Annotated in this window: 16 protein-coding genes, 1 tRNA gene and 1 CRISPR repeat array; of the genes, 7 read left to right on the top strand and 10 right to left on the bottom strand. The window is 35.9% G+C overall.

The annotated features are described in order from the left end of the window. Positions 1–40: 40 nt before the first annotated feature. Positions 41–2,698: direct repeats of the CRISPR family, unit length 37 nt; unit sequence GTTTCAATCCTAGTTTGGTTGTGGATTGGTAGTAAAG. Positions 2,699–2,893: 195 nt separating this feature from the next. From cas4 to ACH2AZ_RS04050, 9 genes are all read right to left on the bottom strand, one after another. After that, the gene (gene cas4, locus ACH2AZ_RS04090) at positions 2,894–3,469 is read right to left on the bottom strand and encodes a CRISPR-associated protein Cas4 (RefSeq protein ID WP_394906762.1); all 576 of its coding nucleotides are present in this window, start codon (positions 3,467–3,469) and stop codon (positions 2,894–2,896) included. Continuing rightward, the gene (gene cas2 / locus ACH2AZ_RS04085) at positions 3,469–3,759 is read right to left on the bottom strand and encodes a CRISPR-associated endonuclease Cas2 (protein WP_394906761.1); all 291 of its coding nucleotides are present in this window, start codon (positions 3,757–3,759) and stop codon (positions 3,469–3,471) included. The genes cas4 and cas2 overlap by 1 nt, the downstream gene beginning before the upstream one ends. Before the next feature lie 225 nt (positions 3,760–3,984). After that, positions 3,985–4,365 carry a four helix bundle protein gene (locus ACH2AZ_RS04080; protein ID WP_394906760.1) on the bottom strand — a complete coding sequence of 127 codons (381 nt, stop codon included), beginning with the start codon at positions 4,363–4,365 and terminating at the stop codon, positions 3,985–3,987. Between the two features lie 377 nt (positions 4,366–4,742). Next, positions 4,743–5,738 (bottom strand): CRISPR-associated endonuclease Cas1, encoded by a 996-nt coding sequence (gene cas1, locus ACH2AZ_RS04075; RefSeq protein ID WP_394906759.1) that lies wholly within the window; start codon positions 5,736–5,738, stop codon positions 4,743–4,745. Next, the gene (locus ACH2AZ_RS04070) at positions 5,738–6,421 is read right to left on the bottom strand and encodes a CRISPR-associated endonuclease Cas6 (protein ID WP_394906758.1); all 684 of its coding nucleotides are present in this window, start codon (positions 6,419–6,421) and stop codon (positions 5,738–5,740) included. The genes cas1 and ACH2AZ_RS04070 overlap by 1 nt, the downstream gene beginning before the upstream one ends. Positions 6,422–6,437: 16 nt before the next feature. Beyond that, positions 6,438–8,864 carry a CRISPR-associated helicase Cas3' gene (cas3, locus tag ACH2AZ_RS04065; protein WP_394906757.1) on the bottom strand — a complete coding sequence of 809 codons (2,427 nt, stop codon included), beginning with the start codon at positions 8,862–8,864 and terminating at the stop codon, positions 6,438–6,440. Further along, on the bottom strand, positions 8,864–9,661 hold the full coding sequence (cas5, locus tag ACH2AZ_RS04060; RefSeq protein WP_394906756.1) for a CRISPR-associated protein Cas5: 798 nt from the start codon (positions 9,659–9,661) through the stop codon (positions 8,864–8,866). The genes cas3 and cas5 overlap by 1 nt, the downstream gene beginning before the upstream one ends. Positions 9,662–9,688: 27 nt before the next feature. Continuing rightward, a complete protein-coding gene (locus ACH2AZ_RS04055; protein WP_394906755.1) occupies positions 9,689–10,699 on the bottom strand; it encodes a type I CRISPR-associated protein Cas7 in 1,011 nt (336 codons plus the stop codon). A gap of 21 nt (positions 10,700–10,720) precedes the next feature. Then, a complete protein-coding gene (locus ACH2AZ_RS04050; protein ID WP_394906754.1) occupies positions 10,721–12,697 on the bottom strand; it encodes a TM1802 family CRISPR-associated protein in 1,977 nt (658 codons plus the stop codon). Positions 12,698–12,846: 149 nt separating this feature from the next. On the opposite strand from ACH2AZ_RS04050, the gene ACH2AZ_RS04045 reads away from it, so the two are divergent. Further along, positions 12,847–12,924 (top strand) — tRNA-Gly (locus tag ACH2AZ_RS04045). 9 nt (positions 12,925–12,933) lie between these two features. On the opposite strand, the gene ACH2AZ_RS04040 is transcribed toward ACH2AZ_RS04045, so the two are convergent. Next, entirely contained in the window at positions 12,934–13,080 is a 147-nt protein-coding gene (locus ACH2AZ_RS04040) for a hypothetical protein (RefSeq protein ID WP_394906753.1), read from the bottom strand. A gap of 1,171 nt (positions 13,081–14,251) precedes the next feature. On the opposite strand from ACH2AZ_RS04040, the gene ACH2AZ_RS04035 reads away from it, so the two are divergent. The 6 genes from ACH2AZ_RS04035 to ACH2AZ_RS04010 all read left to right on the top strand — a co-directional run bounded on the left by ACH2AZ_RS04035 (position 14,252) and on the right by ACH2AZ_RS04010 (position 23,933). After that, a complete protein-coding gene (locus ACH2AZ_RS04035) occupies positions 14,252–16,195 on the top strand; it encodes an ATP-binding protein (RefSeq protein ID WP_394906752.1) in 1,944 nt (647 codons plus the stop codon). Next, entirely contained in the window at positions 16,195–16,815 is a 621-nt protein-coding gene (locus ACH2AZ_RS04030) for a response regulator (RefSeq protein WP_394906751.1), read from the top strand. Before ACH2AZ_RS04035 ends, ACH2AZ_RS04030 begins: the two co-directional genes overlap by 1 nt. A gap of 164 nt (positions 16,816–16,979) precedes the next feature. Then, complete coding sequence (locus ACH2AZ_RS04025) at positions 16,980–17,354, top strand: hypothetical protein (protein WP_394906750.1); 375 nt, start codon at positions 16,980–16,982, stop codon at positions 17,352–17,354. A 4-nt stretch (positions 17,355–17,358) separates the two neighbouring features. Further along, the gene (locus tag ACH2AZ_RS04020) at positions 17,359–17,883 is read left to right on the top strand and encodes a phage tail protein (protein WP_394906749.1); all 525 of its coding nucleotides are present in this window, start codon (positions 17,359–17,361) and stop codon (positions 17,881–17,883) included. Between the two features lie 27 nt (positions 17,884–17,910). After that, positions 17,911–23,049 carry a PKD domain-containing protein gene (locus tag ACH2AZ_RS04015; RefSeq protein WP_394906748.1) on the top strand — a complete coding sequence of 1,713 codons (5,139 nt, stop codon included), beginning with the start codon at positions 17,911–17,913 and terminating at the stop codon, positions 23,047–23,049. Between the two features lie 8 nt (positions 23,050–23,057). After that, on the top strand, positions 23,058–23,933 hold the full coding sequence (locus tag ACH2AZ_RS04010) for a hypothetical protein (RefSeq protein WP_394906747.1): 876 nt from the start codon (positions 23,058–23,060) through the stop codon (positions 23,931–23,933). The last annotated feature ends 121 nt before the right edge of the window (positions 23,934–24,054 follow it).

The following is a 24,054-nucleotide window of genomic DNA, read 5'->3' as shown; positions in this document are numbered from 1 at the left end:
AAAGTGATTTTCTTTAAGTTTTTCAAGGACTTGTTTAGCAGTTTCAATCCTAGTTTGGTTGTGGATTGGTAGTAAAGGCCAGTTGATTTTTTTCTTGCCGTCATCGGCTTTTTGTTTCAATCCTAGTTTGGTTGTGGATTGGTAGTAAAGTGATTTTCTTTAAGTTTTTCAAGGACTTGTTTAGCAGTTTCAATCCTAGTTTGGTTGTGGATTGGTAGTAAAGACCACTAAAAAATAATAATATGGCACGAAAAGATAAGTTTCAATCCTAGTTTGGTTGTGGATTGGTAGTAAAGTTGTTTCTGAAACTGGCGTGGCTCAAGATGTATGGAGTTTCAATCCTAGTTTGGTTGTGGATTGGTAGTAAAGTTACGCGGAGATTTGGCACAAAAAAAACACTAAAAGTTTCAATCCTAGTTTGGTTGTGGATTGGTAGTAAAGAATTCACAGAAGTGAAAAAAGGCCTCGCTCAAGGCGAGTTTCAATCCTAGTTTGGTTGTGGATTGGTAGTAAAGTTTTTTTGCTTTATCTTCTACCATCATAATTCTAGATGTTTCAATCCTAGTTTGGTTGTGGATTGGTAGTAAAGCTAAAGAAGAATTTTCTAAGGTTAAGATAAATATTGAGTTTCAATCCTAGTTTGGTTGTGGATTGGTAGTAAAGCTTAAATATTGAAGGTAATGACTTCACGAATATTCCGTTTCAATCCTAGTTTGGTTGTGGATTGGTAGTAAAGAGAATAGCCAAAATTGCCAGCCAAAGCGAAACAGTGTTTCAATCCTAGTTTGGTTGTGGATTGGTAGTAAAGAAGAATTAAAAGAAATTGCAAGCGCGACGGGCATGTTTCAATCCTAGTTTGGTTGTGGATTGGTAGTAAAGAGACTTTACAAATGACACACTATACAATACCATACGGTTTCAATCCTAGTTTGGTTGTGGATTGGTAGTAAAGCTTAATAACATTAGTGAAGCAAGGGTTAACGGCAGGTTTCAATCCTAGTTTGGTTGTGGATTGGTAGTAAAGTCTAGCCGAAGTATGCCCCGATTGCTTATCGTAAGGTTTCAATCCTAGTTTGGTTGTGGATTGGTAGTAAAGAGTTGCAATGTTTTTTAATTGCTCGTTTGGTAGGGTGTTTCAATCCTAGTTTGGTTGTGGATTGGTAGTAAAGAAGGGTTAACTCTAATAGATTGATGCCTTTTTTCTAGTTTCAATCCTAGTTTGGTTGTGGATTGGTAGTAAAGTGCCAAGTTCTAAGTACAGCATTACCATTAAGCACAGTTTCAATCCTAGTTTGGTTGTGGATTGGTAGTAAAGATATCAAGGTTAAAACCCTCAAAAAAGCCTGTGTCGTTTCAATCCTAGTTTGGTTGTGGATTGGTAGTAAAGACCAATAGCACCAACGGCAGCAGGGATTGCTTGAACGTTTCAATCCTAGTTTGGTTGTGGATTGGTAGTAAAGGTAAATATAGGAGCAAAACTATAATGGAAGACGAATGTTTCAATCCTAGTTTGGTTGTGGATTGGTAGTAAAGTGGCAATACTAGCAACTTTAAAACCTAATCGAATAGTGTTTCAATCCTAGTTTGGTTGTGGATTGGTAGTAAAGTGTGGGCTTGGGAGTGTTAGAGTAATAAAGTTTGTCTGTTTCAATCCTAGTTTGGTTGTGGATTGGTAGTAAAGACTTATCGAGTTCCTGGCCCATCCAATTTGATGCGGTTTCAATCCTAGTTTGGTTGTGGATTGGTAGTAAAGACTTCTAAATTGAGTTGTAATTATTTCGTCTTCTTGTTTCAATCCTAGTTTGGTTGTGGATTGGTAGTAAAGAACGATTTCAATGTGTATAAAGCGTATTTTTAAAAGTTTCAATCCTAGTTTGGTTGTGGATTGGTAGTAAAGTTTTTTTTCATCCATTTATTTAATTTTAACATATAGGTTTCAATCCTAGTTTGGTTGTGGATTGGTAGTAAAGTATTCGGTTTGTTTCTAATATGTGCAAGTACGCCTAGTTTCAATCCTAGTTTGGTTGTGGATTGGTAGTAAAGTAATGAGGCAGACTTCACCGCTTGTGGAACCAAATGTTTCAATCCTAGTTTGGTTGTGGATTGGTAGTAAAGCTTCTTTAGTTCTTTTTTCCCACCAGTTAAGTTTTCGTTTCAATCCTAGTTTGGTTGTGGATTGGTAGTAAAGTGGATTCGAAGATTTAGAGGTTATCGATGTAGATTGTTTCAATCCTAGTTTGGTTGTGGATTGGTAGTAAAGCCTTGAAGTCATCATCAATATTCGGATAATATTGTAGTTTCAATCCTAGTTTGGTTGTGGATTGGTAGTAAAGTTTAACTCAATATGCGTTTCAACACCCGCAGAATTAGTTTCAATCCTAGTTTGGTTGTGGATTGGTAGTAAAGCACGAAAATAAAAAATGCCTTATTATTCGCTAAAATGTTTCAATCCTAGTTTGGTTGTGGATTGGTAGTAAAGAATCTTCTGAAGTTCTACCGAAAGGACGTCTAACATGTTTCAATCCTAGTTTGGTTGTGGATTGGTAGTAAAGAGTTGCAATGTTTTTTAATTGCTCGTTTGGTAAGGTGTTTCAATCCTAGTTTGGTTGTGGATTGGTAGTAAAGCAAGAGAAGATGTAATTGCTATAATGATTGAAGGCTGTTTCAATCCTAGTTTGGTTGTGGATTGGTAGTAAAGGCGATTTTTCCTTGGAAATCAGTAATAACAATTCTTTTTAAGCATTTCAAAAATCTTAACTTTAATAAGTTCAGTATGTCAAAGAACGTATAAAAAAGCATTTTCAATACTTTTCCGTATTCTAAATCCCTTGCTATAACTTCCATAAGCTCAATTTTTTTAATGTCTTAAAATAAATTTGCACCTGGAAACTAATTACTTGATGCAAATATTACGATAGGTACAATTTACACATCTTTTCTTGAATTTAGTGCGCTTAGGAAATTTATTTTGCCGTATAATAGTTAGCATCTCATCCGTGCTCGATTTTATTTCGTCTTTAGCTTCTGTGGGAATATTTACTTCAATCAGTTTATGTTTACTTCGGGTATAAACCAAAAAACCCTTTTTAACTTGGGTGTCAAAATTTTCTTCAATAAGCACCGCATAACAATATAGTTGCTGCTTGTAAGTGTTGTAAACCTTATCTTTCCATTGTGCAAATTTATAATCTAAAGGTGCATATGAACCATCTTTCAACTGCAATACTTCATCTATCTTGCCTCGTAAACCCTGCACCCCGAGATATTGGTCTAACCATTTCTCTTGTACTCCTATTTTTTTGCGTAAATAATTTTTATTTTGCTCTAATTTTTGATCGTGAACCTCCCTACCCCGCTCTACTTTATAAAATTTTTCTTCGTATTGCGGTATGCGTAAAACGTATTCAAAATAAGTATAACGTGGGCAATATAGAAACTCGATTATTTGAGATGGATAAAAACTTTGCATTAAAAAAAGAGTGCTTTTACTTCATCGGTTACTAGTTTTTCATCAAAGGCTTGCCCCATCATAGTACATTCCTTTAATTGTTCTTTATTCATCCGAAAGATATATATTTTATCGGTCTCTTCATTGATTACTTTCTCAATCTGCAGTTCTAAAGTATCTTTTTCATCCGCATTAAGCGTACCTAGAAAACACGAATATTGCACACGATATAACCCAGCCTGTTTTAAGGTTTTGGCAACAAAATTTCTAGCTGCATCATTTTTAATATCATACAAAACCCAAATTATCATAGTAGTAGTTTTTTAATGGTTCAGAGGTTAAATGGTTCAATGGCTCAATGATTTAATGACTCAATGATTTAATGACCTTGAAGTCAAACTTATATATTCTCTCATTCTAACATTCTAACATTCATTCATTCCAGCATTCATTCATTCCAGCATTCATTCATTCCAACATTCTCTCATTCTCACATTCCAACATTCTCTCATTCTAACATTCATTCATCGTCCCCTTCAATTTTTAAATTTTAATCTAAGTGTTTTATTTGTTTTAGCTATAATTTTTAATATTTCTACATATTCCATTTCTAAGTTTTTTATTTTAGGTTCCAGTTCGGGAGCTATTTCTTGTAAAATCTCTAACCAAAAAACCGTTTCGTCAGCTTCCTCTTCTACAATCTTCATTTTTGAATACAGTGCTCGTTCTGAAATTGCTCGAGAAGCAGCTCTATAATTCGCTGCTACTGATGTACTGCTTTTAACTATCTGATAGGTAATTACCTGCAATTCCTTTTTCTGTTGAAAATTTCTAGTTAAAAAAATAACGTCTATAGCCGCCTTCTTCGTTCTGGCTTTCAATTTATTTACGAACTTTATCTTTGTAGTATTTTCCATAATCTCCCCATTTTTCAAGGTTATTTTTAATGATTCAATGGCTCAATGATTTAATGGCTCAATGATTTAATGACCTTGAAGTCAAACTTATATATTCTCTCATTCTAACATTCTAACATTCATTCATTCCAGCATTCATTCATTCCAACATTCCCCCATTCCAACATTCTCTCATTCTAACGTTCATTTCAATGGTTCAATGATTGAATGATTCAATGACCTCATATTCAAACTTATATATTCTAACATTCCAACATTCTAACATTCCAACATTCTCTCATTCAAACATTCTCTCATTACAACATTCTCTCATTCAAACATTCATTCATTCTCACATTCATTCATTCCAACATTCTCCCATTCCAACATTCTCCTTTCTAACCTTCAATCAAACTATTCGCAAATCGATGTGCTTCTAATTGTACGGCATTCATTCTGGTTTGCAACCTTCCTTTGTATCTTATTTTATCGCTATCTAGATATTCTAAGTAAGGAGCCACAAAAAAGGCCTTTCCGTCTTCATTCAGCGAAACCCCACCTGTGAAGGAAGAAAAATAATTCTTATTGATTTTTTTTCCTGTAAATAATCGAAAAACAAATCGTTCTGCGTGTATCCTATAAGGTTCAATAAAATCATAAACCAAGCTTTTAGTGTTATAATCATCACGATGCATAAACCCGACAAAGGGATCTAAACCGGCCAGCATAAGTGCTCGTTCTATACGACTATAAAGTATGCCGTAGGCATAATTAAGCATGGCATTAAATTCGTCTTGGGCGGGTCTAAAACTCCTTCCTCTAAATGCAAAGCTATTGGGCATACATATAGCCAAAGCATCGAAATATTGCCTACCTGCCGAACCTTCCCATCCTCTAAAAGAATCGGCAATCGCCGATATATCGGTAGACTGACTTGAATTGATTTTGCTGCGAAATTCTAAAATTGCATTAATCTTTTCATCTAATTTAGCATGAAGTTTAGACCTATGTTTTTTTAAGTCTTGTAAAAAATCTGCTTGATTCTCTAACTTGTTTTCTAACCATTGCTTTACCCAAAACACAGCATTCTCATTTAAAGAAGCTTTTAATTGCTCTTTTCTTATTTTTGTTGTACTGCCTAATTTGCTATGCCAAAACCTACCCATTGGATGCCCATTATAATCAACCACTACAATATCTATATTATGTTTTAAAGCTAAAGCAATTGCATCTGTACTTAGTGCCGCCCCCTTGCTCATTACAAATGATGTGATTTTATGTGCAGCGATATGATTTATTTTAACAGGCTTGTTCTTTTCCTCCCTTATTTTAATCTGGAACATATCATCCTTAACATGAACATAAGTTCCGTAGGTGTTAATAAATATTTGCATTAGATTAATTTTATAGTTCCAAAACCTCTTGAGGTCGATTTTCCTAAGCCTACAAAATCTGGTAACCTCGCATTGCAAATAAAACTTCCTGTGAAGGCTAGCATTTTCTGACCCTTAAAATTAGTGCTCTTTTGTGTTAGCTGATGTTTAACCATAATGCGCTCTTCTGGTTTTAGTGCTACTCCAAAAGTTTTAAAAAAGCCTAAAATATGACCTGTTAATATTGCATTTAACATATCATCTTTTTCCTTAACGGATTGGTGACTTACAAATTTCGAATAGTTTTTCTGGTTTAAACCCATCCACAAAGTTTCAAATTTATATTCGTGCAAACCATTAGAATAGCCAATTTCTATTTGTTGCTGACTTATATTTTTAGTGTGTACTGGATAAGTCTTTCCGTTAATATTCACCTCCTTAATTTTTAAAAAAAGCTGGGTGAGCAAATCGGCTCCCTCTTCTAAACCAATAAGATTTGGTGTTTTATTTATTATTTTATACTGTATTTGCGGATACCGGTAGCGCAAACTACCATCTTGGTAATGGTTATGTAATAAAGGAGAGTGCTCCTTAAATAATTCTCCAAAATATCCTCGCAGCTTATGGGCATCGCGCGTTTTAAGCTGAATTTCGGGAAACTGAATTTTGGTGATTTTTAATTTTTGTGTGGTTAGGGTTTGCATGTTGATAGTATAATTTTTAAAAAACAAAGCTTTTATTCTTATCTTCAGAATCTCTAATATATCCTGTATTATTACAATATCTAGAAGCTAATTCCTCAAATGACACTAGTAAGATACTTTCCTCATATTCATTAACAGTTTCTAAGTCCTCACATAAATATTTTGGCACTGAAATAATTTGCTGTTGAAATTGTAGTTTCCATTTTCTGTCGAACTCTTCTTTACTAATTTCATTTCTTATTTTCTCCAGATATTTCCCTAATAAGATTGTGGCATTGTTATCCGTTTCAACATAAACTGGACTGTATCTATCCGATTCTTCTATAATCCTAAAAGCTGAAACTGGTAGATTTTCCTTATCATCTGAATCATATTTTAAATTTCGCATAGATTGAAAGAATTGTCTTGCATCTTCGAAAGAACTTCTATCTGAAATTCCATCAAAATAACCCTGAATAAGCTGTAAATAGTCTTTTTCTTTAAAATGATCTTGTTGTTTTAATGCGCTTTTTGCTTGCTGATATGCCAAGCGACCATAAACTTTTACCGTCATTTTTTTATCAAAATCCACGATGAATAGCGGCGAATGTTTTCGTGAAATATCGTTGTTTCGGTTTATTCTTCCCGCAACTTGAATAATTGAATCTATTGGGCCGATATCACGAAAACCCATATCAAAATCTAAATCAACTCCTGCCTCGACAACTTGAGTAGCTATCAAAATTGGTGCTTTATTTTCATTGAGATCAGTTCTTATTTTTTCAATTCTTTCAAATCGATTGGCAGGTATAATATTGGTCGATAAGTAATAAATTGGATTTTCTAATCCGTTTTGTTCTAAATAGTTTTGTAAATCCTGAAAAACTTCTATCGAACGTTTAACAGTGTTGCAAACAATCAAACAAGATTTATCTGGCTGCCATTTTTCTTTGAAAATTGAATCGATAAACTCCTTTGTTCTTTCTTCGACTTCCGATTCTAATTTATCTAAAAGTGGCTGAATGGAAGTTCTCTCAAATATTGAAAAAACCTCTTCATAATTACTGAGCAATTCTTTAGCTTGTATCTTTTCATTCTGGTTAGTGAGAATTTCTTTCTGAGCCAATTCAAAAATTTTGGGACGTGTAGCCGTCATTAAAATGACACGGGATTTTAAAAATTTAGAAAGATAAAATAATGCCGCTCCCAATAAAGGCATTTGGTCTAAGCGAAGCGTTTGTACTTCGTCCAGAATAATAATGGCATGAGCAAAATGGTTGAATTTTTTAAGCAATTTATTACGATTACCAATTAAAGTTTCGAAAAACTGAACAAAGGAAGTGATGACAATATCTGCCTGCCAGGTATCTAAAGCCATAAGCTTTTGATTGTAATTTGACTCAACTCCATCATCATTTTTATTGGTTTCAGTTCCGCCAAATACATCCGCAAATTGATAATGCCCTAAGATATTTATTTCTTGATCGTTCAATGTATTCTTATATTCATTTAACGCCTGCTCAATTATGTTGATAAAGGGTAGCGCATAAATAATGCGTGATTCTTTATCTGTTTTTTGTTTGATTTTTTCTTTTAACTTTAAAGAAAAATCTAGTGCAGTCATTGTTTTTCCAATTCCAGTTGGAGCCGTAAGGGTAAAAAGATAATTGTCTAGAATATCTTTATCATTAAGTTGGGAAACTACCATTGTTCGGCAATAATTCCTTAATTCATTATTGGATAATTCATAAAGTTTTTTGGTTTTAATTTCAGGTTTTCCAAATCTTTTATCAACAGATAACGGGTTTATCGGTTTTAAGACATATGGTTTGGTGTCGGAGGCATCCAGTTTATCCGCTTCAATAAGCAACGAAAACAAATAGTTAATAAGAAAGTAGTCTTGAATAGAACTATACTTTTTACTCCAATGCTTAAAACCTTTTCTTAATTTTCTTTCATCTGAATAGGTTATAACATGCTCAATATTATCAACACTCAAGTCTTTTTCAATAGATTTAAAAGATGCTTGAAGGTCAGCCGTTTGTTTACCAATTATTCGTTTTAAGTTTTCACCTAATTTTGAAGAAATTTCCATCAAATCAATTAGCTGGCTGTGATGCAGGTAAATAAGGTAGAAAGCTAGAAGTGCCTTCTTTTCATTTTCTTCCAAAATGGAATTATAGGCGGCAAACCCTCCTATTTGAGCGTGTCGTTTTAATAAAACATCAATAGGTTCTTTCTTTAAAAGATAGTTTTGAAAATAAGTGGTGTATTTCCCTAAATCATGATAATAGACAACCAACTCTAGAAGTTCTTGTAACTCTTCATCAGAGAATCCTAAAGATAAGTTTCCCGTAAAGTGAAAAAGGGCGTTTTCTTTTACGCCCATTATATGAACCTTTAGTTCTTTAGAACCATAAGTTTTCCCGTTTGCACCTATTTTGCTGTGTGAAAAAAATTGCATTATTCCATAAATTGAATATTCAAATTTTGAGACCTACCAAGAATATGATAATATGAATTTTTTAATTTTACCCGTAATGGATTTTCAGTGGTTGAGAACAAAAGTTTATTCATCTTTCGAACTTCTCGATTTCCATTAGCCTTAAAATCACTCGGAAGCATATCTTCTTCCACAAAATTGTAATTTGTATACTCTTCTTTCTCAAATTTTAAATCTTCTACATTATCTACCGGCAAGGCCGAATCCATTAATATGTAATCTGAACTCTCCTTTTTTTCTACTTTATCGTTTTTGATCAAGTCAATGTCTGATAATTGAGCTGAAAAGTTGGCTGTACCCAAACTTATGTTGTAAACTGGTTCTTTTTCTAAAAATTGGTTTTTTATTGAATTAAAGGTGTCTTCACCACCCTTATTTGCTTTTAAAAATACTTGATACACTACATTGTCCTTAGCAATATCCCAGGCACTCACAATTTCGAACGGTGTTTGAATTCGCCCACCTTCTCCACGAAAATCTGAAGACCATTTTTTGGCCATATCTCCGGTAGATTTAATGCTGAGAAAATTCAATCGGTGGAAGCTTTTTTTCAGCGGGCTTACTACCCTTATTCCAAATTGAATATTTTCAGATGATAGCTTTTCGTAATAGGAGTCTTTTGACCACCCCATAGCAGCTGCTACTATCCCCATCAAAGTTGTTCTTGGCGGAATTGAAAAACTAAATGCGGTATTATTGGCAAAATACTTGCGGAAATGTGCCATTTTACCACTTATTTTAAAACTTAATATCTCCATAACAGTAGGTTTAAGATGAAACTTTTGTTACAGGGAAAAATTGAAGTCAGCAGAAGTCTTAACGATGATATCTTTTATTTTTTGATCTCCATTTTTATCCTCTGTAATCAATTTTTTTAAAGCGCTTAAATCGATATCCAAATCCTTAAACCTTCGAACTTGCTTGTCACTAATATTATCTTGGGGATTGGTTTCTACATAGTTTCGTAAATCCCCAAATTGACCATTGGATACGCCCTCATTGTATATGATTTCAAGATATAGTTTTGGATATTGATTAAGTTTTGAGCGGGTAGGCGATGCAGGGATACTTTCCCAAATAGATTTTCTAAAAACCTCCACATCATCTGGAGTTAGACCAGTTGTTTTAGCGGCTGCAGCATTTATGGTTCCATTAAACCCTAATAAACTGTAGTGGACGCGGTAATCTTTACCAAAAGTACTGCTGTCATCATTCATAATTGTTACTATGGAGCTGGAGTCCATCAATTCTACTTTATTGAACGAATAGCCCCAATTGAGTTGAATTGGACCGGTGTAAGCCTTGGTGAAACCTCCAACAGCAAACGCACTTCCAAACATCCTGATATCAATAAATTTTTCCTTAACCAAATAGGCTAAAAGCTCGTAGTTTACCTCCTTATGCTTAAATTTTTTATCCGTAATGACTTTCCAAACTTTCTCAGCATCCTTTTCTTTCTCTACGATATCTTTGTAAACTTTCAAAGAATCAGGATTTTCCGCAAAAGCCCTTTCTAGTTCCCCTTCATTTTCAACCGTTCGTTTAACAACTGCTTTTAACTTGCTGTCCACACTCACTTTTGAATCACCTTCCATATTCACGAAAACAACTTCGTTATCGTTAATATCGGTCAAATAATCCCTAATAAAACGTTTAACCCGAGTATCGGTAACAAGATTTGTTTTGGTGTCGTAATCCATTCTGGGTTTATTTTCTTGGTCTGGATCACCGTTGGGATTACATTGACTGGCTTCATAAATAAAAAGGAAATCGGAAGAGTTGGTTATAGTATTCATAATAATTGATTTTTAAATTGATTAAATTGTTATTTCGGTTTCATTTTCTTCTAAGGCTTCGGCGTCTTTTACGCCAATCCCAAAGGAATAGCCCGTTAAAATGAAAAAAACAGCCTCTTTTGGATTTAAATCCCACTGATTGAAATTAAAGTGTTCACCAAATTTATTATCGGTAAAAATTACTTTGCCCATAGCATTATACTGCTTAGCCTTTTCCATCAACCCAAGTCTTAATCGTTGAATATCATCTTTGTCCATTCCGTTAAAATTGACTTTTTGGATAACTGTTTTATTTTTACCCTTTTGAATGTATTCAACCCTGTTTAACATACGCCCTAAATAGAACATTGCCTTTTGTTCTTTGGTAAATTTCATTTCGTTGAAAAAATTCAAAATGTTGTCTTCGTAATCATTTTTAGAATTCTCTTCGGTGGTTTTATCTGGTTCTTCCATATCGATAAGATTTAATTTATTGAGTAATTGAATAAAAGCGTGGTATTTAAAAACACTGTTTCGAACAGTGAAAGAAAAATAATCTTTAGAGTTTTTTTGAACATTTGTATAACTGCCATACCGTTCGTAATAATGACAGAGCATCAATTCAACAAAATAATCATACAGCAAATCTTTATTAACATTTCTATTCTCAAGTATGGTCTTAAATAATTCTAAAGCTTTATTCTTTTTTTCCTTATCCTTACGTAGCGGAATTATTTTATAAAGAGAATTGAAATTAAAATGTCTGGAAACTTGCTGTTTCGAGTCATAATCGTATTCCATCATCACAGAATTCCAATCCACAAAGTTTGCATCACGAAATTTCCAGTCTATATCAACAAATGTTTGCAAGATTTTGTTAAAATGGAAGCTACTTACGTCTTTTATAAGTTCGGTGGATTTGAAGAATTTTCCATCCGACTCAAAAGCGATAAAATTCAACCAAAATATTTCATTTTCTTCAACTTCATCTTGGATGTCCTCAGACACATCTTTTAATTTGTTAAGACTAAAAAGAATATCAGATTTCTTATGAATCCCTTCTAATGCCATCTTTAAATCCACTTGAGAAGTTTGTAAAAATTGTGGCACTATTACGTGATCTATATTGGCTATGGTTATTTTAAATCCTTGTCTTAGTAAAAATTCGGATGCGTAATCCAACTTATTTTGATTTTCCGCGCTAACTTGATAATTTAATTTAAATTTCTTTTTGTCGAAAACAGAAGCATAATTTTTCGTCTCCGTTACAAACATCTTGTTTAGACTATAGCGGTTAGAAAGATTTAGTTCCTTTACCTCATCTTGCATTTCTCCACTTGCATAACATAATTTTTGTTTAGATTGAGTTGTATTCTTCTCTTTTTCTTGACCAAAATAGGATAGTTTCAGGAATTTCTTATACTCAGGTATTTTTGAGAATAAAATTGGCTCATCATAACCAAATTTTTCAGCTTTCACGGCAACACTTAAAAACACAATATTTTCATTCTTATTAAGTTCAAACTCATCATTTAAAGCCCTGATGTCCACCTCCGATTTGGAAGGTGTTTCGTATGTGGTTTGTTCTAAGAATGAATTTTTCAGTTTAAAAATTCCATCTATTATTTTACCAAAATTATTTTCTAATAATTTCACATCTAACAATTCGACGGCTTCTTTTAATTGCCCAGATTCGCTCTCTTCTTCTTTACCGAAAAAGGCCTGATAAATTCTTCCCAATCTTTTTGAAATACCTGCAGCGCAAATCGCCTTACTATTTGAGCCTTTCATTTTGATTCCTAAAGATTCCTCAACATCTTTTACTTCGAATTCTTTAAGATTGCCACTATGAAAAACAGCTTCTTCTTTATCCAAGTCAAAAATTATGAGAAGGGTATAGTTTTTTTGAGAATTTCCGCGCTTGTCTTTTTTGTCAGCCTTAGGAAATTCTAGAAAACGATCCCATTCGCTTTTTCCATGGCTTTGCCATTCGCCTATTTTTAAAAGTGTTTGCAGCATAATCAATTAGTTAAATATTTTCAAATAAAGTAAAAACATTTTTGTATGAAATAAGTTAGTCTAAATTTATTTTTTCTTAATACAAATTAGATTGAAACGATGATCTAAGGTAGTATTAAAATCCACCTCAAAACTAGGCTAGTACAATAACCTCCCAGATAGCTTAATCGGTAAAAGCACCGTTATTCCAAATCGGAGACTTTGAGTTCAAATCTCACTGGGAGGTATTTATTAAGTTATTTACACCCATCCTTTTTACAAGTTATTCCCTCATTAGTATTCACCCAATGACTAGGATGCTCATTGGTATTTTCACCACAGGCGGTTTTCCCTCCTTTGTTACCTTGATGAATTATTTCGGTTGGCGTGTGTTTTACTGGCATAATATTTTATTATTTTATCAATCGAGTTTATATTAATTGGTTCCCCTTGCTTTCTTATCTATAAGAAGGTTAGCAGGTTTTATTGCGTTTATTCACAATACTTATTAAATAGAATTACTCTACCCCTATGTTTCTCTGAATCCATAAATCTAGTTAATTTTTCTTAAAAAACCGAATAAAAGAATATTGTCGCGTACTCTATTTACAAATTTCATTGATCTATTAAGGTTTTAAGGGTTAATAATTTTTGTGGTATGCTTTTTATGTTAAACTTCATCACCCTCCAAAATTAATTCCTGTGTTCGTCATTTGGTGTCGATGCAGGTAAAACATTTATCGCTGGGGTGTTCTTTTGAACACCTCGCTTTTTTTGTAAGATTTTGTTGACTTTATCCTTAGTCTATAGGCTAATACTCGTACTTATCCATTACCTCTTGTTAGATTAGTAGTATAGGTAATTTAACGGAACGCACAACTATCGCATTAGCATAACACCATACTTTAAAAAGGTATTTTATACCTCCTTAAAAAACTAATTGGGCCGATTTTACTTTTCAAATAATTTTGAATATTGAATAATTATCGTGCTTAAACTAATAAGTGTGTTAAGCCGTTAAGATGAAAGCTAAGGTTTTTTCCTTCCTTAATATTTAGCGCTATATAACTTTATTTTTGAGCTTAGCCATTCAGGGAGCTCATTTTTTAACTATCAGCTTACTAAACCCTAGTGGCATTTAAACTGCCCCAACTTTTAAGTCCGATTCCCATTGGGGTAGACTTAGGGCCTAGGCCAAGCAACTCCACATCAAAGCAAGGTTAAAGCCGTAATGCCTGCAATTTGTGTCTATATTGTCTGCATTATGCCTATAGCTTAGTCCACTATTTAGTGGACTAAGTGTGGACTCAGTGTGGACTCACTCCGCCTATATTAGGGATTTGATAGGCTGCAAACTAGGAGCATGTAGCTTCGGGATATGCTTTAATGGTAAATTGATTTTTTACCTAAGAAGCCACTGGGCTAAAATTTAAAAAAAGACCTATTCATTCTACTCGCCGGTGATTGGTATAGTTATAACAGCCTTTAAATCAAAGTCAAGCCTGTATAGCAACAAGAATAATTGTTGCTCGTAGAAAAATAAAAAATGCTTAAATTTGAAATCTAAGCAGCTTTATGAAGCACCACTACCTTGTTTTTTTTGTATATTTTATCTTAGGCATAAGCGCAGACGCCCAGTCTATTGCGCAAGTCAATCTACAAGCAAAGCAATTTCAAGATGCTTATAACCAAGCCTTAAACCAACAAGAATATGATGAAGCCTTAGTGCACCTCAACGCACTAAGTGATTTACTGATTTACCAAGCCATCGATCACCAAAGAAGCTATAGTTTATTACGTGATTTTAAACCCTACCTCAAGTTCTGCCAAACCCCCAAACAACGTGCTAACTTTTATATTAATTATGCAGAATCGGCTACTTATAACCAGTATTACAAAGAGGCGATGCAAATACTTGAAGAAGGGATTTCTTATATGGAGAAAGAACAAGATTCCAGTTGGTATGCCTTTGGCTATGCTTATCTTAAAGCCGCCGAAAACACCAATCGGTTGAACCGTTTTACCGAAAGCGCAACCTATTTTCAAAAAGCTGAGAGCCTTTTTAGTCACCAACAGGATAGTCTTATGTTGTTATGGACCAAGAGCGGTTTGAGTACTTTATTCAGTAGTTTTGCTTTATACGATAAAGCGGCGAAAGAGAGAGAATTTATTTTTAATATGCCTAAAAAGCCTGGTTTTGCTCAGGTAAAAGCTGTGGCCCATTTACGAGCTGCTACCGATGCTTTTTTTCAGAATCAACCGCAAAAAGAGCTGTATCATATCGAGCAAGCCTTAAAAACAGAAAACAACCAAGCCGATATCAAAGAGATTGTTAGGCTGATAAGCCTCACCTTTGCTACGGCTATTTATGCCCGCAACCAACAGAAAGATAAAGCAAATCGCTATTTTAAAGAGCTCCAAACTCAGTTTAGCGAACACAAATTACAAACCCCATTTATAAATAGCTATTATCGCTTGGCACAAAGCAGGCATGCTTTGGTAAACAACCAAATAGATTTAGCTATTTCTTCGGCTCATGACTTGCTAGAGAGTTTAGAAAATACAGATGATTGGCAACACCTGGCGCGTGCTTATTGGTTATTGGCCAACATCTACGAAGAAAATCAACAAACCCCTAAGGCCCTTTATTATTTAAAGCGCTACACCCATTTAAAAGACTCGGTAAACGTAGCCGCATCGCGTAGGCAATTTGCTTTTGTGCAAACTCAATTTGAAACCAAGAAAAAAGATCTCGCCTTAAAGCAAAAAAATCAAGCCATTGAACTGCTGCATGCTAAAAATCGCATTGTAAATCAGCGTTTATTATTATTAGGAATAATTAGCCTTTTCGGATTTGTTTTCCTTTACATTTGGCGACAACGCTTGTACGCCCAACGCAAAGAACGCCTGCAAAAAGAATTTGCTCATAACTTGGTACATCAATTAGAAGATGAGCGCAAACGTATTGCAGGAGAATTACACGACAGCGTGGGGCAAAATCTTTTGTTGGTAAAAAACAAACTCTTGTTAAAAAAGCAGCAAGAGCATCAACTACTCGAAGAGAGCATACAAGAAGTTAGATCGATGTCTCAGCGCCTTCATCCGTTTCAATTTGAAAAGCTAGGCTTACTTACTTCGATTAAGCATACGGTAGAGCGTTTTCAAAAAAATTCGAGTATTTATTACTCCACACTTATTGAAACCCAACACATCAATCTAAAAAAAGAAAAAGCCATCTTCATTTTTAGGATGATTCAAGAATGTCTTAACAATGTAGAGAAACATTCTCAAGCCTCGGCTTGTCAAGTACGCATACAAGAAACCTCAGAAACTTATATTTTTAGCATAAAAGATAACGGGCTGGGTTTTGAGGTTAGCCAACAGATGCAAAAACTCGACAGCTTAGGCTTAAAAAATCTTAAAGAACGGGCCGTATTAATAGAGGCCAAATTAAAAATACGTTCTAGTAGAGAAAAAGGAACGCATATAAGTATAATTCTAAATAAACACGCCAACTAATGCGCTTACGTATCTTACTCGCCGATGATCACCCGCTATTGCTAAAAGGAACCCAGGCCTACCTCAACAGTAAAGGGCACCAAGTGGTGGCCACCGCTCAGGATGGTATAGCGGCCTATTATGCCATATTAAAACATCAGCCCCATATCGCTATTCTCGACTTTGATATGCCCAAACAAAACGGTTTAGAGGTGGCCAAGGCGATTTTTGCCCAGGGCACTAAGGTAAAGGTCATCTTGTTAACCTTGCATCAACAAGAAGCCATTCTGGCCGAACTTGGGCACTGTATTGCAGGGTATTTAACCAAAGATACCGCTTTAGAAGAACTAGATGATTGTTTAAATGCGGTTTTATCTCAAAAAACCTACCAGAGTTCTACCCTAAAAAATAATATTCATATTCCAAGCCAAAACCCTCAGCTAGAAAAACTCACCGCTAGCGAACTTAAGATTTTGAAATATATTGAACAAGAATATACCAGCGCTCAAATTGCCGAAGAACTTTTCATTTCAAAACGAACGGTAGAAAAACACCGTAGTAATATTATTGAAAAGCTAAATCTAGACTCTCAAGCCCACAGCCTCTTACTTTGGTTAAAACAAAACAAAATGAGTTTTTAAAAAAAGTTGTTTGTTGGTCTAGAACTGTTTCATTCCCTTTTCAGGGAAATGTTTACGCTATAACCAACATAAGATCAAAGACTCCAGCCTATATACGTAGAGCTACGTATTCCAAAAGTTGAACCTAAAAACTAACTTGCACGGGTAAATATAAAACACCCAATATGTTCACTATTAAAATCGAAAACAACTACCGGTATTCTGGACGCTTGATCAATACCGACACCAATAGAGATTGGATCATCAATCATCATTTTACCAGTGCTAGTATTCCCGATTTAAAATCGGCTTTATTACAAATTTATGGACTCGGCGAAGTTCTTTTTTTAGATCTAGGCGAAGAAAAGATAAAAGGATATCCTTTTCCTTCTGAGCGTTACGGACTTTTATTACGCTGCCACAGTACCGAATTTTATTACCGTTTTGAACAACACGGCGATATATACTTAACTATAGATGCGTTAGGCTGTTTTAGTTTACAAGTAAAAAATGGTACAGCAATACAGATCAAACTACCCGAATTATCACTTAAACAATAATATTATGGATGTTTTTTTAGGACAAATAAGCCTATTTGGTGGCGATTACGCACCTGCTGGCTGGGCTTTTTGCAACGGTCAAATGCTAAATATATCTGACCACACCGCGCTTTTTTCTTTATTAGGAACACGATACGGAGGAGACGGTGTAAATACTTTTGCTCTTCCCAACCTTTGTGGTAGAATGCCCCTTGGTTTTGGTACGGCGCAGGGGCTTAGTAATTACCCCATAGGCAGTCAAGGTGGGAAAGAAAAAGTAGCTTTAGGCATTTCCGAAATGCCCGCTCATAACCACGGCGTAAGTACTCACGCCTCTGCTTTAGATGGCATAGGGGCCAATACCATCGAGGTTACCAATAACTATTGGGCTAAAGGAGGTAGTTACAGCACTACTAGCGATGCGCAAATGGCAAATGATGCCGTAAGAATAACCGATACAGGAGAAGGCAAGGCACACGAAAACCGCCCGCCCTATCTCGCTCTTAATTTTATCATAGCCTTAAACGGTATCTATCCTTCTAGAAGCTAAGTTTTATTCTCTTGTAATACCAATTGTATGAAATACCTAACGACCACTTTAGTAAAAATTAACTTGTCTCTTCTGTTAATGCTTATGCTAAGCAGCCTAAGTGCCCAAAGCATTACCTTTGACTTAGAAAATGCAGTACTTCAAAATAACAACAGTGCTATTAGCCAATCTATTACTGTGGGAGGTAACGTCTATACTATGACAATCACCCACGCTACGTCAAACGGTAATGCTGGGCTTACCCAAGTAAATGGTTCGCAGGTATTTTATTACAATGGTGGAGCTGGAAATACAAACCCCTGGGTGATTAGTTTTACAAAAAATGGAAATCCTACCAATTTTACCTTACATGGATTGACTTGTGTGGCTTATAGAAATTACCAAATTAGCTTATTAGACCCTAACGATCAAGTTATTACCCCCTTTGCGTCTTACCCCATTGGAGTCGTCTCTCCAGTTTTTGTTGTCAATACAAATTTGGCGAGCAACATCAGCAGCTTTAAGATTAAACCCGACAACTTAGCAACGCTAAATAATTTTGGGCTTGATAATATTCAAGTTAGTTTCCCTACCAGTAATCCAATTATCAACAATGTGAGCGTGCCCCTTAATAACACCTATGCCGCTGGTGACGATCTTAATTTTAGTATTCAATTTGATCAAAACATCATTGTCAATACCCTTAATGGAGTTCCGCAGATTACTATCGCAGTAGGATCTAGCCTTAAAAATGCCACCTATTCTAGTGGTAGTGGCACAAGTAGCTTAGATTTTGTTTACACGGTACAAGCTGGTGATTTTGATTCGAATGGTATTGGTATTAATGGCCTTAGCGCAAACGGAGGCAGCCTACAAAATAGCAATGGTTTAGCCGCCAACCTGAATTTAAATAATGTAGCCAATACAAATGGGGTTTTGGTTGACGGGGTGGCACCCACGGGATATACAGTACAATTTGATCAAGCGCTTATAGCAATTAGCAATGAAAACAATGCCAGTTTCACTATAGCTGCAGCCGAAATAGGCGCAACCTATCAATACACCATAACGAGTAATAATGGAGGCACACCCCTTAGCGGTTCTGGTGTCATCAGCCAAGCCAATCAACAAATAAGCGATTTAAATTTAAGCGGTTTAAGTAACGGAGTGCTAAATTTAAGTCTACAACTTACCGATGGAGTAGGCAATACCGGTTCGTTAGCCACTGCCCAAACGAATAAACAAACCTTGGTTTACCAACCAGACGCTAACCAAATTTTATATGTTAATAAAAACACGCCTAACCCCCAAGGCGATGGTTCTAGTTGGGCAAATGCCATTCCCGAACTAGCCCATGCCTTAAAATGGGCAAATAATAATGCTAGTCCTAATTGGGCTACAACCCCCTTACAAATTTGGGTTGCCGGTGGCACCTACACCCCTTTATATAGTCCTATTGATGGAGAATTTGGAAAACAAAAGGGAAGGGCTAATGCATTTTTACTGGTTAAAGATGTTCAATTATTTGGTGGTTTTGCCGGAACTGAAAATAGCATATCGCAAAGAGACCTGAGTAATACTAACAATGCCAGCATATTAAGTGGTGATCGCGATGCAAACGACGCTCTTATAAATCCTGCCCCTAATACAGGTGTAAGGCATACAGCTAGCTCAAGAGCTCAGAATACCTATCACGTGCTTATGGGCTCTGGCAATCTAGGGCAAACAAAAGTAGATGGTTTTACCATACAAGGGGCTAACGCCAGTTCTGTAAGCCAAAGCATTTCAGGTTTTTACATCAACGGAAATTACTTCTCCCACTTCTCAGGCGGCGGCATTTATATTAGAAAGGCCAATATACCCTTTAAAAACCTAAAACTACAAGACAATTCTGCCAATAGAGGTGCTGGAATATATAATATCGATGCTAATTCTAGTCTTGTCAATTCTATTATACATCACAATCACGCCACTGATGCTGGAGGAGGCATCTATATAAATTTGAACGGCCAAATGCAATTTACCAATGTGAGTGTAGCCCTTAATTCGGCCCCTCAAGGTGAAGCCATTGTAACCAAACTGTCTAATCCTATTTTGCATAATAGTATCATTTTTGGTGATATTAAGGAATTACTTGGCGGAACTTATACCGCTTACCACAGTCTTATTGAAGGCAATAACACTACCACCAACGGCAATATAAATACCTATGGTTTGACCCCCACTTTGGTTTTTAACAATCCGTTTCAAGATGACTTTAGTCTTAAAAACACTAGTCGGGCGGTCAATGTAGGAAACAATACTGCCTATACACAAGCTGGCGGAAATCTATTGACTGATGTAGATTTGAATGGTCAGGCTCGATTGTATGATGATAGCTTTTTTAGTCAAGATCAAATAGACCTTGGTGCTTTAGAGTACAATGCCGATTTACCGGTGCGGAACACCGATTTTACCGCCAATCCTACTGAAGGATGTGGGATACCGCATACGGTATTTTTCACAGACACCTCTGAATATCCAGATCTATGGGAATGGGATTTTGGTGACGGGAATACTTCGACTGCTCAAAACCCCATACACAACTTTGTAAGTCCAGGAGATTATACGGTATCTTTAAAAACCACCGATACCATTTTTAACACCTACAATACCCATACTGCCTTAATACGCGTTCAAACTGCAACCGCAAATTTTACCAGAAGTACTACTTCGAGCTGTATCGGAAGTACTATTGCTTTCACAGACACCTCAACCTTAAACGGAAATGGATCGATTACACAATGGGAATGGGATTTTGGAGACGGGAATACTTCGACTGTTCAAAACCCCAGTCACACCTACAATACCCCAGGAAACTTTAAGGTTAGCCTTAAAATCACAACAGATACAGGATGCTCCTATACCGAAAATAAAATAGATTATATCAGCATCAACCAAGTCATAGCTGACTTCTCTACTACCGATACCACAACTGGATTTCCTAATTTGACGGTTAATTTTCAAGACAATTCTACAAGTAATTTACCTATCACAGGGTGGTTATGGGATTTTGGTGATGGAAATACCTCTACACTGCAAAATCCCACCCATACCTACAGCAGTTTTGGAGTTTATGACGTTAGTTTGAGTATTACCACAACCCAAGCCTGCAGTGCAAGCCTTACAAAGAACGGCTTTATTAATACCTCAGATAACCTTGCTCCTACCGCCCTATGCCAAAGCCTTCAAGTTTATCTAGATGCAAATGGCACTGCCAGTATTACCCCAGCCATGGTGGATGCGGGAAGCACAGATAACGATCAAATTGCTAGTATACAAATTACACCCCAGATTTTTGATTGTAGCATGATTGGTGCTCAGAGTGTAAGTATGCTGGTAACCGATAGAGCAGGAAACACTAGTAGTTGTTCCATTAACATTCAAGTCATCGACTCATTGGCACCTGTACCAGACCTGGCTAGCTTGCCCACTATAACAAAAGCTTGTGAGCTGTTGCCAACAGATTTAACGCCGCCAACTGCTACAGATAACTGTGGAGGAAGCGTCTTGGTGACCAACGATGCGGTTTTCCCAATCAATACACAAGGAAATCATAGCATTACGTGGACGTTTCAAGATCAAAACGGCAATACCAGTACGCAAACCCAAAATATTGTAATAGATGATACCATGCCGCCTACTCCAGACCTGGCTAGCTTGCCCACTATATCAAAAGCTTGTGAGCTGCTGCCAACAGATTTAACACCGCCAACTGCAACTGACAATTGTGGAGGAAGCGTCTTGGTGACCAACGATGCGGTTTTCCCTATCAATACACAAGGAAATCATAGCATTACGTGGACGTTTCAAGATCAAAACGGTAATACCAGTACGCAAACCCAAAATATTCAAGTTTTAGCTTCGCCCTTAGAGGCAGTAAGTTTTAATGATGGTCAATTTACTTACGATGGAAATTTACATAGTCTAAGCGTAAGCAATTTACCCGCAGGAGCACAAGTTAATTATAGTATAAGCCCTCAAACTAGCAGTCCCAATGGCGCAATAGACGCAGGAAATTATACTGTTACTGCGGTCATAAGTCCGCCGGCTTCAGATGTAAATTGTGACCCCATTAGCCTTAGTGCACAATTGGTGATTGAAAAAGCAGCACAGAGTATAAACTTTCAAGCCCCTGGATTAAAAATACTAGAAGACGATTCAGATTTTCAACTTCAAGCTAGCGCGAGTTCAGGTTTGCCCGTGCAATTCACTTATTCATATGCGGGAGTCAGTCCCCCAGCCACAGTTTCGCCAACAGGTTGGGTGAATTTACTAAGTTCTGGTCAAATACAAATTACTGCCGAACAACCAGGAAATAACAATTATCATCCTGCCACTAGTATGTCCCAGAATTTACAAATTAACAGTAGAGATGCCTCGGCACATACTATACAAATTGAGGAAAAACAATTTAACACACCACCAAAAAAGCTTGATTACCAGATAGCCTGCACGAGCCAAAAAGAAAGTGTAAATATTGAGATAACCACAGAGGTTAATGCTCAAGTAAGCCCTGCAAAAAGTTTTAAAATTGAAACCCCCAAACCAGGTATTTACAAGCAAAAAGTAACTATTACCTCTCAAGATGGAAGCAGTACGCAAACCTATTGGATAATAATCGAAAAGCAATTTGCATTTTTTGATATTGTTCATCAAAAATTCGACAATGTGTTACTGGTTAATAATAATCCAGCGACTAACGGCGGCTATCAATTTGTGGGTTATCAATGGTTTAAAAATGCTAAGCCAATCGGTAACGAACAATATTATAGTGCGGGTCCTCATTCCCAAGACATATTAGACCCACAAGCCGAATATGCTGTTAAACTTTTTTTAGCAAACGGAACTATTCTACATACTTGTACTGGCCAGATCTCCTTAAGTCAATCTGCCGATTTTAACGCTTGGCCAAATCCTAACCAAGCTGGCAATCAACTTCATTTTGAGGTAAGTCAAACTGAGATTTCTCTTCAACAACCTGCATTTGTAAGGCTTTATACATTACAGGGTATACAAGTTGGGGTTTGGAAAATAACAGAAAAAAACACTCCTATAGATTTACCTGATACTTTATCTGCTGGTGTTTATTTAGCTAGTTACCAAATCGGTAATCACACAGAATCCTTTAAATTAATTATAGAATAAAAACTCATATGAATTGCAAAAGCGCAAACACCCGCAAACGTCATATCATTTTAATAAAAACAATGATTTTCTTAAGTATTTGCAGTCTTACTTGGGGTGGTTACTCACAAAAAAGCAGTGAATTTTCTGTTCAGGCCTTAGGAGGGTTCTCTTATGTTGATTACGAAACCCAACAAACATTTACAGCACCAGAAAGAAATTGGGGGTTGGGTCTAGGCTATGGTTTTTATCTTAATGAAAATTGGTCTTTACAATTGGCTGGAATATACCAAAAGTATACCGCCAAATTGAGTGTAGCCAAAATAGAAGACCAATATCAAAGTATAGACTTGGAACAAGAGAACTTTGTTTTTCAATTCGAGGCACAAAGATTAAAAGAGCAACAACAAATAGGAAATCTTCAATTTCCGCTCAGTTTACAATGGCAAACCAGCGGAGAAATTAAATTTTACTTTAGGGCTGGTGCTCAGGTCAACTTGGTTCTAGAAGCAGAATTTGATCAAGCAATAGACTTTCTCAAAACAAGTGGTTACTATCCTCAATACGAAGTCACTCTAGACGATCCGTTATTTATGGGTTTTGGTCGGTTTGACGATGTCAAAACCTCAAAGCAAAATTTAAATTGGCAAACTACTTACTCGGCTATCTTTGAAAGTGGAATAAAAAGTGAAGTGTATAAAAATCAGCATTTTTATATCGGATTCTTTTTGAATTACGGCCTTAAAGGTTTAAAAACAGCCGACAAAAACAATCCTCTAGTGGAGTACCAATCTAAAAAACCAGATGCTTTTAAATGGAATAGCCTTAGCCAAACGCCATTGGCACAAAATGCCCGATTGATGTCTTACGGCATAAAACTCCGGTATGCTTGGGGGGGTTTTTAATGAAATATTTTCATCCACCAACATTGTAATTGCATTAATTAAGCCCCTTACCAAGTCTTTTTAATATGCAATGCAATAGCTAAAATGACACCCCCGCTGCTGGGCGATTGCATCGTGTTCT

Source organism: uncultured Mesonia sp., assembly GCA_947499595.1.
Lineage (GTDB): Bacteria > Bacteroidota > Bacteroidia > Flavobacteriales > Flavobacteriaceae > Mesonia > Mesonia sediminis.
This window is presented reverse-complemented; position numbering and strand designations above follow the sequence as displayed.

Bases quoted from the DNA above. Each gene is read 5' to 3' on its own strand.
- ACH2AZ_RS04015 (WP_394906748.1), top strand. From the start codon at position 17,911: ATGAAATACCTAACGACCACTTTAGTAAAAATTAACTTGTCTCTTCTG.
- ACH2AZ_RS04040 (WP_394906753.1), bottom strand. From the start codon at position 13,080: ATGCCAGTAAAACACACGCCAACCGAAATAATTCATCAAGGTAACAAA.
- ACH2AZ_RS04080 (WP_394906760.1), bottom strand. From the start codon at position 4,365: ATGGAAAATACTACAAAGATAAAGTTCGTAAATAAATTGAAAGCCAGA.
- ACH2AZ_RS04035 (WP_394906752.1), top strand. From the start codon at position 14,252: ATGAAGCACCACTACCTTGTTTTTTTTGTATATTTTATCTTAGGCATA.
- cas3 (WP_394906757.1), bottom strand. From the start codon at position 8,864: ATGCAATTTTTTTCACACAGCAAAATAGGTGCAAACGGGAAAACTTAT.
- ACH2AZ_RS04010 (WP_394906747.1), top strand. From the start codon at position 23,058: ATGAATTGCAAAAGCGCAAACACCCGCAAACGTCATATCATTTTAATA.
- ACH2AZ_RS04030 (WP_394906751.1), top strand. From the start codon at position 16,195: ATGCGCTTACGTATCTTACTCGCCGATGATCACCCGCTATTGCTAAAA.
- cas4 (WP_394906762.1), bottom strand. From the start codon at position 3,469: ATGCAAAGTTTTTATCCATCTCAAATAATCGAGTTTCTATATTGCCCA.
- ACH2AZ_RS04055 (WP_394906755.1), bottom strand. From the start codon at position 10,699: ATGAATACTATAACCAACTCTTCCGATTTCCTTTTTATTTATGAAGCC.
- cas5 (WP_394906756.1), bottom strand. From the start codon at position 9,661: ATGGAGATATTAAGTTTTAAAATAAGTGGTAAAATGGCACATTTCCGC.
- ACH2AZ_RS04050 (WP_394906754.1), bottom strand. From the start codon at position 12,697: ATGCTGCAAACACTTTTAAAAATAGGCGAATGGCAAAGCCATGGAAAA.
- ACH2AZ_RS04070 (WP_394906758.1), bottom strand. From the start codon at position 6,421: ATGCAAACCCTAACCACACAAAAATTAAAAATCACCAAAATTCAGTTT.
- cas1 (WP_394906759.1), bottom strand. From the start codon at position 5,738: ATGCAAATATTTATTAACACCTACGGAACTTATGTTCATGTTAAGGAT.
- ACH2AZ_RS04025 (WP_394906750.1), top strand. From the start codon at position 16,980: ATGTTCACTATTAAAATCGAAAACAACTACCGGTATTCTGGACGCTTG.
- ACH2AZ_RS04020 (WP_394906749.1), top strand. From the start codon at position 17,359: ATGGATGTTTTTTTAGGACAAATAAGCCTATTTGGTGGCGATTACGCA.
- cas2 (WP_394906761.1), bottom strand. From the start codon at position 3,759: ATGATAATTTGGGTTTTGTATGATATTAAAAATGATGCAGCTAGAAAT.